Here is a 15,992-nt window from a genome sequence, read left to right on the forward strand (position 1 = left end):
GGGTGAGCGGGTGGGGGAAGAGGTCAGCGGGGCGTGGTCGCCGGGTCAGGCGCGGGTTTGAGTTGCAGCGGCAGACCGCTCACCAGCAGCCAGGCCTCGTCGCTCGCGGCGGCGGCCCGCTGGTTGACCCAGCCCAGCAGGTCGCGGTAACGGCGCGCGAGGGCATTGTCGGGGACAATACCGAAGCCGACCTCGTTGGTGACGAGGACCGTCAGGCCGGGGCGGGCGCGGGCGGCGGCGATCAGCGCGTCCGCGCGGGCCAGGACTGCCTCATCCGGCTCGTCCGCCAGCAGCAGGTTGCTGACCCACAGGCTCAGGCAGTCGAGGAGGACCGTCGGGGTCGGGGCGGCCTGGACCGCCGCCGGAACGTTCAGGGGTTCCTCGACCGTGACCCAGCCGGGCGGGCGGTCCGCGCGGTGACGGGCGATGCGGGCGGCCATCTCGGCGTCGAACGCCTGCGCGGTGGCAACGTAGGTGACGCCCTGGCCGGACGCGGCGGCGCGGCGTTCCGCAAAGGTGCTCTTGCCGCTGCGGGCACCCCCGGTGACGTAGAGCAGGCCCGTGCAGTCGCTCACAGCAGCCCCCGCACGAAGTCCCAGTCCAGGCTGGCCCTGACCCGGTCGGCCAGCGCGTCCAGGCGGGCATCCAGGCTGTCCAGCGCGGCGGGTGGGGTCAGGTCCGCCCAGCCCAGGAAGCGTTCGAGGTACGCCGGGTTCTCCAGCAGGCCGTGCAGGTAGGTGCCGCGCACGTTGCCGCGCCGCCACAGCAGCCCGGGCGCGAGTTCCTGCACGCCGGGGCCGCTGCGCGTCTGCCCGTGGTGAATCTCGTACCCGCGCAGGCGCAGGCCCGTCTCGGTATCGGTGCAGGTCGTGAGGCGGGTGGTCTTGTCGGCGGCCAGTTCGGTGTGGAGGTCGAGCAGGCCCAGGCCCGGCACCTCTCCCCCACCCTCCACGCCGTGCGGGTCACCGAATGTATGCCCCAGTATCTGGAGGCCCCCGCACACGCCCAGCACCGGCAGGCCCGCCTGCGCCGCCCGCGTGACCGCGCCCGCCAGCCCGGTCGCCCGCAGCCAGGCGAGGTCGGCGGCGGTGCTCTTGCTTCCCGGCAGGATGACCGCCCGCGCCCCGTCCAGCTCGGCGGGGGCGCTCACCCAGCGGGCCAGCGGGCCGAGCGGCGCGAACTCGTCCAGGTTCGAGACGCGCGGCAGGCGGGCGATGGCGACGAAGCCTTCTCCACCCGTGCGCTGCGGCGGCCCCTGGGGCAGCGACACCCCGTCCTCCTCGGGGAGCGGGATGTCCAGCAGGGGCACCACGCCCACCGTCGGCACGCCGGTCTGTTCTTCGAGCCATTCGGGCGCGGGGGCCAGCAGGCGCGGGTCGCCCCGGAAGCGGTTCAGGATGAAGCCTTTCAGGCAGGCGCGCTCCCCGGGCGTCAGGCAGTGCCAGGTGCCGAGCAGGTGGGCGAAGGCGCCGCCCCGGTCGATGTCGCAGGCGAGCAGCACGGCGGCCCGCGCCTCCAGCGCCACCCGCATGTTCACGATGTCGCTGCTCCTGAGGTTCACCTCGGCGGGGCTGCCTGCCCCCTCGATCACCACCACGTCGTACTCGTCGAGGAGGCTGTGCAGGGCCGCCTGCACGTGCGGCCACAGGTGCGCCTTGCGTTCGCGCCAACCCAGCGCGGTGAGTTCGGGATGGGCGCGGCCCAGCAGCACGACCTGCGAGCGGGTGTCGGCCTCGGGCTTGAGCAGCACCGGGTTCATCCGCACGTCCGGCACCACCCGCGCCGCCCGCGCCTGCACGAGCTGGGCGCGGCCCATCTCCAGCCCCGCCGGGGTCACGCCCGCATTGTTGCTCATGTTCTGGGCCTTGAAGGGCGCGACGCGGTACCCCTCCTGCACCAGCGCGCGGCACAGGGCGGCCGTCAGGTAACTCTTGCCCGCGTGGCTGGTGCAGCCCTGGATCATGATCGCCCTACCCATGCTCTCCTCCCTCCAGCACGACCCGCACGGCCGCCACCAGCCGCGCATTCTCCTCCGAGAGACGGGTCGAGACGCGGATGCGTTCCGGATACCCGTAGCTCGCGCAGTCGCGCACCTTCACCCCGCGTTCGAGCAGGGCGGCGGTCACACGGGCCCCGTCCCCGACCTCCAGCGTCATGTACGGCGTCCCGTGATGCTCGACGTGCCCGAACGGCGCCAGTCCCGCCGCCAGTACGCGGGCCTCCCGGGCCACCCGGGGCAGCGTCCACGCGAGAAAGGCCCCGGCGTCCGGCAGCGCCGCGAGGATGGCGGCGGTTCCCGCCGGGACATGCCAGGCGGGCGCCAGGTTCTCCAGCCGGGCCACCACGTCCGGCCCGGCCAGGGCGTAGGCGGGCCGCGCGCCCACCAGCCCGTGCGCCTTGCCGGGCGAGAGCAGGCGCACCACGCTGGGGTGCCGGGGTGACGAGGGGGCGGCGGTGAAGGGCATATACGCCTCGTCCACGAGGAGCAGTGCCCCGACCCCGGCGCAGGCGTCCGCCAGCGCGCGCAGTTCTCCCACCGTCCGGACTTCCCCCGTGGGGTTGTGGGGCTGGCCCAGGTAGACGAGGCGCACGTCCGGCGCCAGGACGGCGGGCACGTCCGCCACGACCTCCACCCGTGCCCGGACCAGGGCGGCGGCCCGCGCCAGTTCCCCGAAGGGGGCACGCAGGCTCAGGAGCGTGCCGCCGGGGGGCAGGAACGCCCGGGCGAGGCGGTGCAGCAGGTCCGAGGCGCCCACCGCCAGCGCCACCTCGTCCGCCTCCACCCCGTGCCACGCGGCCAGCCGGGCGCGCACTCCGGTATAGGTCGGATCGGGGTAGTGGGCATGGTCGGCGGCGTGCAGGGCCCGGAGGAGCCGCGGGTTGGGGCCGTAGGGGTTCGCGTTCACGCTGAAGTCCAGGCCCTTGAAGGGCCGCGCGGTCGGCCCGCCGTGCGGCGCGCGGGGCAGGAGGGGCGGCAGGTCAGCCACGGCGTCTCCGGCGAGCGGGCAGCAGCAGGGCCAGGGTGGCGAGGGCGAGCGTCCAGCGGGCGAGCCGGAGCGCGCGGGCCAGGTCCGCCGCAGCGGGCAGGCGGCCCCCCGCATTCAGGACATACACGCCCCGCTTGTCCAGCCGGACGCCGAGGGCGCCCGCGAACGCGCTCATGGGCTGTCCGGCGTTGGGGCTGGGGGTGAAGCGCGCGTCCCGCCGCCAGATGCGCCACGCGCCGATGGGGTCCAGCCCGGCGGGAAGGGCCGCCAGCACCGCACACAGTGCCGTGAGCCGGGCGGGCGCGAGGTTCAGCAGGTCGTCGGCGTGGGCAGCCACCTTGCCCGGGTGTTCCAGTTCCGGCGTGCGGTAGCCCCACAGCGCGTCGGCGGTGTTCGCGTAACGGTAGAGGGCGGTGAGGGGCAGACCGCCCCAACGGAAGCACAGCAGCGGCGCGACCACGCTGTCGGACAGGTTCTCCGCCAGGCTCTCGATGGCCGCGCCCGCCACCTCCTCCGCGCCCAGTTCCCCCGTCTCCCGGCTGACGAGATGCCAGGCCAGGAGCCGCCGCGCTTCCGGCAGGTCGTCTGCCGCGAGGGCCGCGTGGACCTCCCCCACCGCCGCCACCAGCGCGCGCCGGGCCAGCAGAGGCTTGAGCAGCACTCCGCGTGTCACCCAGCCGCCCGGCAACTGTCCCGCCAGCAGACCCGCGCCCGCCGAAAGCGCCGCACCCAGCGCCCAGGTCACGCCCCCCTCCCGCTGCTGGGTGCCCGGTGTGGTGGCCTGCCAGCGACGCCTGGCCCCTTTCAGGTAAGTCCCCATCCAGACGACCGGGTGCAGGCGCGCGGGCGGCTCGCCCAGGGCGTCCAGCGCGAGGGCGAGCAGCAGCGCCCGCCGCCTCCCCTTCAGGAACACGCCGCCACCAGCCGCGCCGCCTGTTCCGGCTCCGCCCCGTAATGTAGGTGCAGGTAGCTGGCCAGGACATTCCCCCGCGCGTAGCCCTCCTCCACCCGCTGCCCGGTTCCGTCCATCCAGGTGTAAGCGGGATGCGTGGGCGCGTGGGTGAGGACGCTGTGGTGAAACTCGTGCCCGCGCAGGACCGTGCCCGCCGGGGCCAGCGGCGAGGCGGTCAGCGCGGTCGCCTCGCGGTAACCCAGCGTGAGGCGCGGGGCCATGCGGGTGCGGTAGGGCAGGACGCCGCACATCTCGAAGCAGTTCCCGTCCGCGTCCTCCAGCGTCTCCGCCAGGTACATCAGGCCGCCGCACTCCCCGATCACCGGGCGGCCGGTCGCCGCGAACGCCCGCAGGGCCAGGCGCATGGACGTATTGGCGCTCAGCTCCGCCGCGTGGGCCTCGGGGTAGCCGCCACCCAGCAGCACGCCGCCCACGCCAGGCGGCAACCCCGCGTCCCTCAGGGGGCTGAAGGGCACCAGTTCCGCCCCGGCGTCCCGCAGCTCGTCCAGGGCGTCCGGGTAGTAGAAGTGAAACGCCTCGTCGAGCGCGTAGGCGAGGCGGGCACGGTGGCCCGGGGAAGGGACGGGCGGCGTGGGAAGGGGCAGGGGGGGCGCGTCCGCCAGCTCCAGCAGGGCGTCCAGCTTCAGCGTCCCGGCGGCCCGGAGAGCCTGCGCCTCGTCCCAGGACGCCCGCTCGGCGCTCAGCAGGCCCAGGTGCCGGGCGGGCAGGTGCAGGGCCGGGTCGTCCGGGACGAACCCCAGCAGCGGCAGCCCGATCTGCGCGAGGGCCACCTCGCAGAGAGCGGCGTGCCGCTCGCCCGCCACCCGGTTGAGAATCACGCCCACCACCTTCAGGTCAGGACCGAAAGAACGCAGGCCGTGCGCGACCGCCGCCACGGTCCGGGCGCTGCCTCCCGCGTCGATCACCAGCACCACCGGGGCGGCCAGCAGCCGGGCGAGGTCGGCGGTCGAGTGCGCGTCGCTGGCGGGGTCCCGCCCGTCGTACAGGCCCATCACGCCCTCCAGCACGCTGAGGTCGGCGGCCGCGGCCGCCCGCGCGAAGAGGTGACGCAGGCGTTCCGGGGGCAGCAGGAACGAGTCCAGATTGCGGGCCGGTCGCCCCGCCGCCCGCGTCAGGTGCGTGGGGTCCAGGTAGTCTGGTCCCAGCTTGAAGGGGGCCACCTTCAGCCCCCGGTGCCGCAGGGCGAGGCAGAGCAGCGCGGCGACCGTGGTTTTCCCACTGCCTGAATGCGGCGCGGCGAGCACCAGACGTTTCACGGCCTAATGCTCGATCCCCGCCTGCGCGCCGATGCCCGCCTCGTAGGCGTGCTTGACCGGCCGCATCTCGGTCACGGTGTCGGCCAGCGCGACGAGTTCGGGCAGCGCGTCCCGGCCGGTGATCACCACGTGCAGGCGGGGGTCGCGCGCCCGCAGGGTGGCTTCCACGTCCGGCCAGGGCACCCAGCCGTACTTCAGGGCGTAGGTGAACTCGTCGAGCACGATCAGGTCGTACTCGCCCGAGCGGATGGCCGCCTGTGCCAGCTCCCAGCCGTGGGCGGCCAGCGCGGCGGAATTCTCCAGGTCGCGCGACCGCCAGGTGAAGCCGTCGCCCAGGCCCTCGTAGGGGATGCCCAGCACGTCGAGGGTGCGGTGTTCCCCGAACTTCGCCTTCTCGTGCTTCAGGAACTGGAACATCCGGACTTTCAGCCCGCGCCCCTGGGCCCGCACCATCAGGCCCAGCGCGGCGGTCGTCTTGCCCTTGCCGTTCCCGGTGTTCACGATCAGGAGGCCCCGGCGGCCCCGCGTCAGGTCCTCGCGCTTCTGGTGCTGGTCGCGGGCCTGCTCCAGTTCGCGCATGGCGGCCTCGCGACGGGCGGCGGTCGTGTCGTCCGTCATTTCAGGGCCTCCGGGTGCAGCCAGCGGATCAGGGCGCGCAGGGCCACCGGCAGACGTGGGCCGGGACGCGAGAGGGCGTCGCGCTCCTCGGCGCTGGGGAGGAACACCCGGCCCGTCCTCACCGCCTGGAGGTTGGCCCAGCCGGACCGCTTGCGGGCGTCGTCGGGGCTGAGGCCGATCATCGCCTGGGGATTGGCCTGCACGATCAGCTCGGGGTCCAGTTTGGGAAAGTCCCCCAGCCGCGCGGGCACGATGGTCCGGCCCCCCGCCTTGGCGATCAGCGTCCCGATGAAGGAATCGGGGCCGACGCTGTAGGGCGAGGGGTCCACCTCGTAGTAGGTGCTGACTTTCGGCAGGCCGAGCACGCTCTGTTGCAGCGCGTTCAGGTCCGCCCGCAGGGAGGTGATCAGCTTCAGCGCCCCCGCCTCATGGTTGGTGAGCTTGCCCAGCACGCCGATCTTCTCGAACACCTCGTTGTAGGTCTGCGCGCTGCCGCCGTACACGGTCAGGCCCGCCTGCGCCAGCTTCTCGGTCAGGCGCGAGCCGCTGGACTCGTCGGCCAGCACCAGATCGGGCTTGAGGGCCAGGATCGCCTCCAGGTTCGGCTGGTAGGCGCTCCCCACCTTCGGGAGCCGGTCGGTGACATTCTTCGGGAAGTTGCTGAAGCGGTCCACGGCGACCAGTTTGTCGCCCGCCCCAATCGCCACCAGCGTCTCGGTGTGGCTGGGCAGCATGGCGATGATGCGCTGCGGCTCGCCGGGCAGCGTGACGGTGCGGCCCAGGTCGTCGGTGACGGTGAGGGGATACTTCGTGGCGGCGGCGCTGGACAGCAGGGCCAGGGCGGACAGCAGAGCGAGTGAACGCATGGAGACTCCGGCGTGCGGGAGCAGGCGGCAGCGGGAGGGGCGCACGGCAAAAGCCCGCTCCAGCCGGGGCCAGAGCAGGCACAAGGGGCAAGCTCGGAAGGTGGCCCTCTGACGGCGAGAGGTGCCCCGCGTTCTCAACAGGCCAGGGCGTCCCTGGGTGGCATTCGGGCTCCACAGGTCTTCTGGCCTGCACACCGCTGCGCGACAGCGCCGGATTCTCACCGGACTTCCCCAGCACCAGGTCTGCCCAGCGTAGCAGAGGGCCGAGAGTTAAGGACCACGTGACTCTAGGACGCCATGCTCGTTCCCCCCTCCCAACCTCTTGCGGTGCGAGCTGTACCAGTCCCCGGCAAGGGCGGAGGAGCAGAAGGCGTCCCACACGCTTTCGTCTCTCGAACCGCGTCAGTCCTAAGCTGCGGGTCAGGCGGGTCGCTCCTCACCTTCAGGAACCCGGTCGCAGGGCCGCCAGCCACCAGTGCCCCCCGGCGCGGTGCAGGGTGGCGACCGTGGCGGGCGGCACGGCGACCGCGTGCAAGCTGACGGTCAGGCAGAGGGCGGCGCGCAGCGGCCCGGCATGCGTGAAGGCCACGACCTCGCCCGCATCGGGGAGGGCGGCCAGCCAGTCGCGGATGCGGGCGTGAAAGGCGCGTCCCGTCTCGCCCCCCGGTGGCCCCTGTGCCGAGGTGGGATCGGCCAGAGCGTCGATCCAGGTGCGGGGAGCTGCGCCAAATTCGGTTTCCAGTTCGGCCCAGGTGCGGCCCGCCATCACCCCGAAGCGTGCCTCGGCCAGCGCCCGGACCGGGGCCGCGTGCGGAAAGCCCGCCAGCGCGGCCGTTTCCCGGGCACGGAGGCTGGGGGAGGTAAAGGCCAGCGCCTCCAACGGCAGCCGGAGCGAGCGGGCCAGGGTTCGGCCTGCGGGCGAGAGCGGCGCGTCCTCGCCTGCGGACGGGTAGCGGCGCTCGGCGTTGGGGAGGGTGGGCGCGTGCCGGACGAGGTGCAGCGTCAGCATCCGGCCCGGCCCCAGGCGTAGGCACCCAGCGCGAGGAGCTCTGCCGTCACCACCAGCAGCCCGTACACGTCCCCGTTCAGCCCGCCTCCCAGCCTCCCCGCCGCGAAGCGGGCGACGAGCAGCACGCCGACCAGCGCGGCCAGCGCGGCCAGCCACGCCCCCGGCAGCAGCAGGGCGGGCAGGGCCAGCAGCAGCGCGGCGCCCCAGCGGCCCTCGCGCGACCGTGCCCCCAGCGACTCCTGCCGCGCCGCCGGGTACAGGTTCATGGGCAGCAGCACCCACAGCCGCCCGGCGACTGCCGCCACCAGTGGGGCATAGGCCGGGATGGGGGCCGCCAGCAGGCTCCACAGGATCAGCAGCGCCGTCACCCCGGTTGCCAGGCCGAACGCGCCCACATGCACGTCCCGCAGGATGTCCAGCCGCTGGGCCGGGCTTTTCATCGCCAGCAGGGCGTCGGCGCTGTCCACCAGACCGTCGAAGTGCAGCATCCCGGTGACCGCCAGCCAGGCCGCCAGCGCCAGCGCCGCCCGCACGCCGTCCGGCAGCGGGAGCGGCAGCCACAGCAGCAGCGCGACCAGGCCGCCCACCGCGTAACCCGCCAGCGGGTAATAGGCGCTCGCCCGCGCAAAATCCCCCTCGCGCACCTCGCGGACGTGCGGGAGGGGCAGCGTGGTCAGGAAGGTCAGGGCGAGGTGCGCGGCCTGGAGTTGCCGCTTCCAGGGGGAGCGGGCGTCGGTCAAGGGCAGATCACCCCCGGATGGTGGCATAAGGGCGGCCCGGAGTCAGCCTTCCCTACCCCCCGTTCCCATGCACCTGTACCTGCCGGGCCACCGCCAGCGCCAGCGTGAGCGGTTCGCCGCCCGGCAGCGTGACGGTGAGGGTCCCCAGCGCGGCGTCCACCTGCCGCAGCGTGATGACGGCCCCCGGGGTCAGGCCCGCCAGCACCAGCGCCCGCAGTTGCGCCGGGTCGTCGTCCGGCACGCGGGCGATGGTGGCGGCCTCGCCCGGCGCGAGCTGTGTCAGGCGGCGTTCGGCGCGGGTGGGCAGTTCACCGGCCAGCGTGGGGATCGGGTCGCCGTGCGGGTCGTGCGTGGGGTCCCCCAGCCAGGCGGCGATGCGCGCTTCCAGGCGTTCGGAAAGCGCGTGTTCCAGCCGTTCGGCCTCCTCGTGCACTTCGTCCAGCGGCACGCCCAGCGCGCGGTGCAAAAAGAGTTCCAGCAGCCGGTGGTGGCGCAGCACCTCCAGCGCGACCTGCTGCCCCTCGGCGGTGAGGCTGGCCCCCTGATACGGCGCGTGCGACACCAGGCCCTGCTCGCTCAGCTTCCGCAGCATTCCGGTGACGCTGGCAGGCACCACGCCCAGTGCGTCCGCCAGCGCCTGCGTGTTCACCTTGCCGCGCTGCCCCAACACGTACAGGTGCTTGAGGTAGTCCTCGGCGGAGGGGGAAAGGGGACGGGCGGTCATGGCTGCATTTTAGGCGGGAAAACGAAAGCCCAAGGGGCGGGGGTGAGGAGCTTTCAGCGGTCAGCCACAGGGGGCCAGGAATCAGGCGTGATGAGTGGAGGCTTTCACGCCCTTCTCCCCCCCGGGAACTTTTGCGTCCCTTTCCGTCTCTTACCTTTGAGGCAGCCTTGGACGACCTGACGGACGCGCAACTCGTGCCGCTCGCCGCGCATCCCGGCCCGCACCGGGAGGCGGCGTTCGAAGCGCTGGTGCGGCGGCACGCGGGGCGGGTTCACCGGCTGGCGGCCGGGACGGTCGGGCCGGGGGCGGCCGATGACGTGGTGCAGGAGGTGATGATCAGCGTGTACCGGAATCTGGCGGGCTTTCGCGCCGAGGCGCAGTTCAGCACCTGGCTGCACCGCGTCACGCTGAACGCCTGTCACAAGGCGCTGGCCGCGCGCCTCACCATCCCGCTGGAGGACGCGCCCGAGCCTCTGGCCCCGCACAGTCCCGTCCGCGCCGGAGAGCAGGCCGACCTGCGGGGCCGCCTCGCCTGGGCGATGGCCCAACTGCCCCCCGAACAGCGCGACGCCGTGACCCTGCGCGAACTGGGGGGGCTGGACTACGCCGAGATTGCCGAGGTGCTGGGGGTGGAGCTGGGGACGGTCAAAAGCCGCCTGGGCCGGGGACGGGCGGCCCTGCGCGCGCTCCTGAGCGGAATCGGGGTGACGCCGTGAGGAAGGCAGAGAAGGGGAACATGATGGATGATCTGGAATTGGACACCCTGCTGGCACGGGCGCGGGAGGAAACCCCCGCCGACGCCGGGGCCGCCGAGCGGTTCCTGGCCGGGCACCGGGCGGAGCGGGCGGCAGAGGGAGGCGCGGCCCTGACCCCTGTCCCGGCCCGGTCCCGGGCGGTGTGGTGGCCCGCGCTGTTCGCGGGGGCAGCCGTGCTGACCGGGGCGCTGCTGCTGCGCCCCCCGGATGCCCTGCCCGCCAGCGCCGCCTACGACGCCTACCAGGGCGCACTCGGGGAGGGCTGGTGAAGCGGCGGCCAGGGGTCCTGCTGGGCGGACTGCTGCTGCTGGGCGTGGCCCACGCCAGCGACACGGACGACCTCGTCTCGGCGCTGCGGCAGGCGCGGACGCTCGCCGCGCGGGGGACGGTAGAGGTCAGCGTGCTGTTCCCGCCGCGCGCGGTGCCGACGCGGCAGGCCAGGGTTCTGCCCGCCGTCCCCTTCCGCCCGGCCCTGCTGGCGCAGCACTTCACGGTCACGCGCGCCCAGGCCCCGCCCCTCGCGGGCCGCGATGTGACGCGCTTCGACCTGACGCCCAAGGTGGGGCAGGCGGCCCGCTGGACCCTCTGGATCGACCGCGTCTGGAACGTGCCCCTCGCCTACGAGGAACGGACGGCGGACGGCACGCTGGCCCGGCGCGCAGCCTTTACCCAGGTGGAGCCGCAACCCGTGCGCCGTCAGGTGACGGTGCCCGCCATCCCGGCGGGGCTGCGCGCGGCCCTGCTCGCGGCGCTGCCGGGCCTGCGCCTCCCGCCCGGGTTCACGTCGGCGGGCGTGCGGGCGCGTCCGGCGGGCGGCACCGAGGTCACGCTCAGTGACGGCGCGAACGTCCTCGCGCTGGTGATCGCGCCGCGCAACGTGCGGGCCGCCCCCGGCGTCGCCTCGCGGCGGGTGGGGGACCGCTTCGTGTGGCTGGTCGGCAATCTCCCCGACGAACCGCTGCGGGCAGCACTCGCGGGTATCCGCGCCGTGGACGAGGAGGCGCTGGGAACTTTCCTGGCCCCCGCCGACTCCAAGGAATAAACCGGCATGAAGCGGCCGTTCGCCCTCTCTCTCCCCTCCCCGGAGTCTCCATGTCCCTGACCCCTTATGCCCGCAAGCTCTCCCTGGAAGACGCCGCCCACCTGCTGCGGCGGACCGCGTTCGGTGCCACCGACGCCCAGATTCGCGCGCTGGCGGGCCGTGACGCCCGCGAGGTCGCGCGGGAACAGCTGACGTTCAGTGACGAGCGCGCGTCCGGCAACCCCTTCGACCCGGCGCAGGCGGTCACGCCCGGTGCCGGAATCCAGCTCACGCGCGGCGCGTGGCTGTTCGAGCTGCTGTACGGCCCGCAGCCGCTGCGCGAGAAACTGGCGCTGACCTGGAGCAACCATTTCGTGATCGGCACCGACAAGGTGCGGAACGTGCCCATGCTGGCCGCCTACCTGGACCTGCTGCGGCGCCACGCGGCGGCCCCCGACTTCGCGCAGTTCGCCGTGGAGGTCGCCAAATCCCCGGCCATGCTGCGCTACCTCGACAACGACCAGAACCGGAGGGGCAAGCCCAACGAGAACTTCAGCCGCGAACTGCTGGAGCTGTTCACGACCGGGATCGGGCACTACACGGAGCAGGATGTCCACGAGGGCGCGCGGGCCCTGACCGGCTGGACCTTCGAGGGCGGGCGCGGCAAGGAGCATTTTCTGGAGGAACCGCGCTTCGTGTTCCGGGCGAACCAGCACGACGCGGGCTCCAAGACCTATCTGGGAAAGACGGGCAACTTCAGCGGTGAGGACATCGTGCGGCTGGCGGCGACCCAGCCCCAGACCGCCGTGTTCGTGTCCCGCAAGCTGCACCGCGCCTTCGTCCGCGACGTGCCCGACGAACGCGCGGTGGCCGCCAGCGCCGAGACGTTCCGCCGCACGAACGGCAGCGTCCGCGCCGTGCTGGAAGAACTGCTCGCCAGCGAGGTCTTCTACGCCCCCGAGAACCGGGCGGCGATCATCCGAGGCCCGGTCGAGTTCATCGTGGGCGCGGTGCGGACCCTGGGGCAGCCCCGGCTGGACGCCAAACAGGTGCTGGGCCTCACGCAGACCGCCGGAAAGATGGGGCAACTGCTCCTCCAGCCCGACACCGTGAAGGGCTGGGACGGCGGGCGCGAGTGGATCAACGACTCGGTCCTGCTCACGCGGATGCAGGTCGCGGCGGCCCTGACCCTGGGCGGCAAGGCCCCCGAACTGAAGGAACAGCCCAGCCCCCTCGCCCTGCTGGGCCGCGAACGCAGCCCCCTGGGCGCCGCGCTGGACGGCCTGGGGCCGAAGCAGCGCACGTACCTGACCCTGATCAGCCCGGAGTTTCAGCTTGCGTAAGGCGTTAGGGATGAGGGATGAGGAGTGAGGGCAACAGCATCCGCCCAGGCTCTCCAGCCCTGATCCCTAAGACCTCACCCCTCACCCCTGAGGTATCCATGCCCCTAGACCGACGTGAATTCCTGAAATACTCCGCCCTGGCCGTCGCCGCGACGAGCGGGATGCCCGGTTTCCTGGCGCGGGCCGCGACGCAGGCCGCCGGGTCGGGCAGCCTGAAAACCCTGGTCGTGATTCAGCTCACCGGCGGCAACGACGGCCTGAACACCCTGATTCCCTACTCCAACGGCGCCTACTACGCGGCGCGGCCCAACATCGCCATCCCCAAAAAGGACGTGCTGACCCTGACGCCCGACCTGGGCATGCACCCGGCGCTCAAACCGCTGATGGGCCTGTGGGACGCCGGGCAGCTCACCTGGATGGAGAACGTGGGCTACCCCAACCCCAACCGCAGCCACTTCGCCAGCATGGCGATCTGGCACACCGCCGACCCCACCCAGGCGCAGGCAGAAGGCTGGATCGGGCGCATCGCGGAGAAGATCGGGGACCCCTTCTGCGCGTCCAACTTGGGCAGCATGACCCCGCAGGCCCTGCGCGCGGCGGACTTCAGCCTGCCCAGCATCGACGGCGTGGACAACTTCCAGCTCAAGCTCCCGGCGGGCCTGGACGCCCCCTTCGGCACGATGTTGAACGCCTCCCGCACGGGCGAGGCGGCCTACCTCCAGCGGGCCACCCGGCAGATGATCGCCAACACGCAGAAGGTGCAGCAGAACGTCTCCAAATACCGCCCGGGCGCCAAGTACCCCGAGGGCAAGTTCGCCGCGCAGTTGCAGGACGCCGCCCGGCTGATCGCCGCCGGGACCGGCCAGCGGGTGCTGTACGTCACGCTGGGCAACTTTGACACCCACGCCGGACAGCGCGCCGAGCAGGACGACCTGCTGGGCCAGCTCGCCTCGGGCCTCGCGGCGTTCTCTGCCGATCTGGAGGCGCAGGGCCTGGCGGACCGCGTGCTGCTGATGGGCTTTTCCGAGTTCGGGCGGCGGGTCGCGGAGAACGCCAGCGCGGGCACCGACCACGGCAAGGGCAGCGTGATGTTCGCCCTGGGGCGCGGGGTGAAGGGCGGCATCCACGGCGACAGCCCCGACCTGGAAAATCTGTCCGAAGGCGACATCCGCTACAAGCAGGACTTCCGGGGCGTGTACGCCGAGGCGCTGACCCGCTGGCTGGGGCTGGACGCCCGGAGCATCCTGGGCGGGGACTTCAAGGGACCGGGATGGGTCGCCTGACGGTCAGGGTGGGCGGGGCGCTGCTCGCGGGGCTGGTGCTGCTCTCCGCCCCGGCCACCCTGGCGATGCCCCGCTACCGCCTGATCGCCGCCCACCAGCTCGGCTACGACAAGGATGACCCGCTGTGGCAGCTCTCCGGCAAGGTGATGCCCTGCACGACCTGCCACGTCCGCTCGCAGGGCGGCCCCCCCTGGAACGCCTTCGGGGAGAGCCTGCGCGCGGGCTTCCGCGCCCACCCGAATGCCAGATTCGCGGACGTGCTGTACTCGGTCCTGCAAGCCAACGCCGACGCGGACGGCGACGGCTACCCCGACGCGCTGGAGTTCTACGCCCACACCCTCCCCGGTGATCCGGCCAGCCACCCGCAGAAGCCGCTGGCCGAACTCCAGGCCGAGTTCGAACGGGCGGGGGGAATGCAGCAGTACGCGCCGAAAAAATAGCCGGGCTGTCCTGGCCTTCCGCCCCCTCCTGTCCGGCGCAGGAGGGGGTACGGCTACAGCCTGCGCCCCTCCGCGCGGACAGCAAAAACCCCGCCGGAGCGGGGCAGAGGTTCTTCGGGGATGTTCAGGCCGCCAGTTCCGCCTGGATGACCTGGAGACGGCGTCCCCCGGCCAGTTGCTCCACGATCTCGTGGCGCAGCGCGTTCGCGTTCTCCAGCCCCAGCTCCTCGATCAGCCGGACGAAGTCGATGGGCTGGTAGAGCTGCTCTTCCCCTGCCTGAGCATGGAAGAAGTAGGACACCAGTTCCTCAAACGTCAGTGGGGACATGCCCTTAAGATAGCCTTAATCCCCTGAACTTTCTCTTACATGAGTGAGAAAGCTCGCCTGACCTGCCCCGGCCCTGTGCGCCATCCGCAGGTCCTTCTCCCACGTCACCCACATCGCTTCGGGCACGTAGCCCAGCCGGAGGTTCACGCGCAGCATGGGCATGTTCAGGACGGTGCCGCCGGTTCCGGCCTCCGCGTAATCCTCGCGCTGGGCCCACATCAGGGCAGATGCCTTGACCAGCGTGGCGAGGCCGCGCGAGCGGTGGGCCGGGTGGGTGACGGTGTGTTCGCTCCCCACTTCTCGCCCGCGTGGAGTGAGGCGGGTGCTGGCGACGATCTCGCCCCGGAAGCGCACCGCAAACGCCACTTCTTCACGCCTGACCGTCTCGCGGAGCGTTTCCCGGCTGAGGGGGTCCGGCGTCGTGGTGGGATTGCGCGGCGCGTCCCTCACACCGAGTTCGTACAGCGCGTGCAGCATGTCCCAGTCCGCCTCCGGCACGTCGTGGCCCAGGCGTTCGACCTCGTATCCGGCGAGGTAGAGGCGTTCTTCGAGGGAACGGAACTGCTCGAAGTCGAAGCCATGCAGGTCGAGGTGCGCGCCCCACGACTGCCAGGCGTTGCGAAAGCCCGCCGCGTGAAAGAAATCCATCTTTTCCGGCCAGTCCTCGCGCGTCACGCCCAGCAGGCGCGTGAAGCCCTGCGGTTGGCAGGCCAGCAGCGCGAGGTACAGCGGCGTAAAGGCCGCCCCCTCACCCGCCAGATCGAGGCGCAGCGCATCCGGCACAGCGGGGCCGAAGGGATACAGGCTCGCCGTTGCTACGACCTCCCCCCCGCGCTCGGCCACGAGGCGCAGCCGAGCCGGGTCCGAACTCTCGCGGAACTGTTCCGGCGTGTACGTCCAGTGCCCGCGCACACCCGCTGTCACGAGGCGGGCGACGGCGGGGGCGTCGGCATTCTGGAAAGGGCGTACCGTGAGCGGCGTTTGGGACGAGGAGGCGGTCGTTTCGGTCATGGCGTCACGGTAAGACGCGGAACAGCGGGGTGCGAATCGGAGAAATAAGCCGAATGGCCGAGGACTGCATATGCGCCCCCCCCGACCTCCTCCCCCATCCGTCACTGTCAGCTCCCAGCGCATACATACCAACTCATACTCAGACCACATTCACGTACTGACTTGACGGAATTATGCTTTTGCCGTATTCTGTCCTTACCGGAATGGGAGCGCCGTGGCTGCGTTCGTTTACCTGCCCGGAGGGACCCCGAGCGGCCCCACCCCCAAAGTCAGACCGTGCCCCCGCCGTGAGAAGGTGGGGGCACCTGCTGTTGATTGGGTTTTTTGCTGAAGGTGTGAAGGCCGCTCCGCGCCGACCCTCACGCCTGCCCGTTACACTGACCGCATGAGTCCCGAACAGCAGGCCGTGCGTCAGGATGTCGACCAGCTCAGCATCAACACCATCAGGACGCTCGCGATTGACGCGGTGCAGCGGGCCAACAGCGGCCACCCGGGCGCGCCGCTCGGCATGGCCCCGATGGGCTACGTGCTGTGGCAGAAGTTCCTGCACCACAACCCCAAGAACCCGGAGTGGCCGGGCCGCGACCGCTTCGTGCTGTCGGCGGGGCACGCCAGCATGCTGATCTACGCGCTGCTGC

General features: G+C 72.1%; 19 protein-coding genes and 1 riboswitch (1 of these 20 running past the window's edge). Of the genes, 7 read left to right on the forward strand and 12 right to left on the reverse strand.

Features of this window, described 5'->3' with window-relative positions; all coding sequences use genetic code 11:
• Window positions 1-23 precede the first annotated feature (23 nt).
• From cobU to E5F05_RS20795, 10 genes are all read right to left on the reverse strand, one after another.
• Window positions 24-575 carry a bifunctional adenosylcobinamide kinase/adenosylcobinamide-phosphate guanylyltransferase gene (cobU, locus tag E5F05_RS20750; protein ID WP_241687056.1) on the reverse strand — a complete coding sequence of 184 codons (552 nt, stop codon included), beginning with the start codon at window positions 573-575 and terminating at the stop codon, window positions 24-26.
• Window positions 572-1,978 carry a cobyric acid synthase gene (locus tag E5F05_RS20755; RefSeq protein WP_241687057.1) on the reverse strand — a complete coding sequence of 469 codons (1,407 nt, stop codon included), beginning with the start codon at window positions 1,976-1,978 and terminating at the stop codon, window positions 572-574. Before E5F05_RS20755 ends, cobU begins: the two co-directional genes overlap by 4 nt.
• Window positions 1,971-2,987: a pyridoxal phosphate-dependent aminotransferase gene (locus tag E5F05_RS20760; protein WP_171029500.1), complete on the reverse strand. Its 1,017-nt coding sequence runs from the start codon at window positions 2,985-2,987 to the stop codon at window positions 1,971-1,973. Before E5F05_RS20760 ends, E5F05_RS20755 begins: the two co-directional genes overlap by 8 nt.
• Window positions 2,980-3,900 (reverse strand): adenosylcobinamide-phosphate synthase CbiB, encoded by a 921-nt coding sequence (cbiB, locus tag E5F05_RS20765; RefSeq protein ID WP_306461353.1) that lies wholly within the window; start codon window positions 3,898-3,900, stop codon window positions 2,980-2,982. The genes E5F05_RS20760 and cbiB overlap by 8 nt, the downstream gene beginning before the upstream one ends.
• Window positions 3,891-5,216: a cobyrinic acid a,c-diamide synthase CobB gene (locus E5F05_RS20770; RefSeq protein WP_129117652.1), complete on the reverse strand. Its 1,326-nt coding sequence runs from the start codon at window positions 5,214-5,216 to the stop codon at window positions 3,891-3,893. The genes cbiB and E5F05_RS20770 overlap by 10 nt, the downstream gene beginning before the upstream one ends.
• A 3-nt stretch (window positions 5,217-5,219) precedes the next feature.
• Window positions 5,220-5,834 carry a cob(I)yrinic acid a,c-diamide adenosyltransferase gene (gene cobO, locus E5F05_RS20775; RefSeq protein WP_129117653.1) on the reverse strand — a complete coding sequence of 205 codons (615 nt, stop codon included), beginning with the start codon at window positions 5,832-5,834 and terminating at the stop codon, window positions 5,220-5,222.
• Window positions 5,831-6,700: an ABC transporter substrate-binding protein gene (locus tag E5F05_RS20780; RefSeq protein ID WP_129117654.1), complete on the reverse strand. Its 870-nt coding sequence runs from the start codon at window positions 6,698-6,700 to the stop codon at window positions 5,831-5,833. The genes cobO and E5F05_RS20780 overlap by 4 nt, the downstream gene beginning before the upstream one ends.
• A 157-nt stretch (window positions 6,701-6,857) precedes the next feature.
• Window positions 6,858-6,975, reverse strand: a riboswitch (cobalamin riboswitch).
• A 167-nt stretch (window positions 6,976-7,142) separates the two neighbouring features.
• A complete protein-coding gene (locus E5F05_RS20785; RefSeq protein ID WP_129117655.1) occupies window positions 7,143-7,709 on the reverse strand; it encodes a histidine phosphatase family protein in 567 nt (188 codons plus the stop codon).
• On the reverse strand, window positions 7,703-8,449 hold the full coding sequence (locus E5F05_RS20790) for an adenosylcobinamide-GDP ribazoletransferase (RefSeq protein WP_241687058.1): 747 nt from the start codon (window positions 8,447-8,449) through the stop codon (window positions 7,703-7,705). Before E5F05_RS20790 ends, E5F05_RS20785 begins: the two co-directional genes overlap by 7 nt.
• Before the next feature lie 52 nt (window positions 8,450-8,501).
• A complete protein-coding gene (locus tag E5F05_RS20795; protein WP_129117657.1) occupies window positions 8,502-9,173 on the reverse strand; it encodes a metal-dependent transcriptional regulator in 672 nt (223 codons plus the stop codon).
• Window positions 9,174-9,340: 167 nt separating this feature from the next.
• On the opposite strand from E5F05_RS20795, the gene E5F05_RS20800 reads away from it, so the two are divergent.
• The 6 genes from E5F05_RS20800 (at window position 9,341) to E5F05_RS20825 (ending at window position 14,015) form a co-directional block, all read left to right on the forward strand.
• Window positions 9,341-9,889: an RNA polymerase sigma factor gene (locus E5F05_RS20800; RefSeq protein WP_129117658.1), complete on the forward strand. Its 549-nt coding sequence runs from the start codon at window positions 9,341-9,343 to the stop codon at window positions 9,887-9,889.
• A 20-nt stretch (window positions 9,890-9,909) separates the two neighbouring features.
• Window positions 9,910-10,197: a hypothetical protein gene (locus E5F05_RS20805; protein ID WP_241687059.1), complete on the forward strand. Its 288-nt coding sequence runs from the start codon at window positions 9,910-9,912 to the stop codon at window positions 10,195-10,197.
• On the forward strand, window positions 10,194-10,970 hold the full coding sequence (locus E5F05_RS20810) for a transcriptional regulator (RefSeq protein ID WP_241687060.1): 777 nt from the start codon (window positions 10,194-10,196) through the stop codon (window positions 10,968-10,970). The genes E5F05_RS20805 and E5F05_RS20810 overlap by 4 nt, the downstream gene beginning before the upstream one ends.
• 50 nt (window positions 10,971-11,020) lie before the next feature.
• The gene (locus E5F05_RS20815; protein ID WP_129117659.1) at window positions 11,021-12,292 is read left to right on the forward strand and encodes a DUF1800 domain-containing protein; all 1,272 of its coding nucleotides are present in this window, start codon (window positions 11,021-11,023) and stop codon (window positions 12,290-12,292) included.
• A 98-nt stretch (window positions 12,293-12,390) separates the two neighbouring features.
• Window positions 12,391-13,575, forward strand: coding sequence for a DUF1501 domain-containing protein (locus E5F05_RS20820; RefSeq protein ID WP_129117660.1), 1,185 nt, complete (start codon window positions 12,391-12,393; stop codon window positions 13,573-13,575).
• A complete protein-coding gene (locus E5F05_RS20825) occupies window positions 13,563-14,015 on the forward strand; it encodes a hypothetical protein (RefSeq protein WP_129117661.1) in 453 nt (150 codons plus the stop codon). The genes E5F05_RS20820 and E5F05_RS20825 overlap by 13 nt, the downstream gene beginning before the upstream one ends.
• A gap of 124 nt (window positions 14,016-14,139) precedes the next feature.
• On the opposite strand, the gene E5F05_RS20830 is transcribed toward E5F05_RS20825, so the two are convergent.
• A complete protein-coding gene (locus tag E5F05_RS20830) occupies window positions 14,140-14,343 on the reverse strand; it encodes a hypothetical protein (RefSeq protein WP_129117662.1) in 204 nt (67 codons plus the stop codon).
• 15 nt (window positions 14,344-14,358) lie between these two features.
• Window positions 14,359-15,354: a GNAT family N-acetyltransferase gene (locus tag E5F05_RS20835; RefSeq protein ID WP_241687061.1), complete on the reverse strand. Its 996-nt coding sequence runs from the start codon at window positions 15,352-15,354 to the stop codon at window positions 14,359-14,361.
• A 385-nt stretch (window positions 15,355-15,739) separates the two neighbouring features.
• Here E5F05_RS20835 and tkt point away from each other — a divergent pair, with 385 nt between their 5' ends.
• Window positions 15,740-15,992, forward strand: partial view of a transketolase gene (gene tkt / locus E5F05_RS20840; RefSeq protein ID WP_129117663.1) — the start only. 1,745 nt of this gene lie beyond the right edge of the window; 253 of the gene's 1,998 nt are visible here — the first part of the coding sequence; its start codon is at window positions 15,740-15,742; the stop codon falls past the right edge of the window.

The sequence above is a fragment of the Deinococcus metallilatus genome (assembly GCF_004758605.1).
In the GTDB taxonomy this organism is placed as follows: Bacteria; Deinococcota; Deinococci; order Deinococcales; family Deinococcaceae; genus Deinococcus; species Deinococcus metallilatus.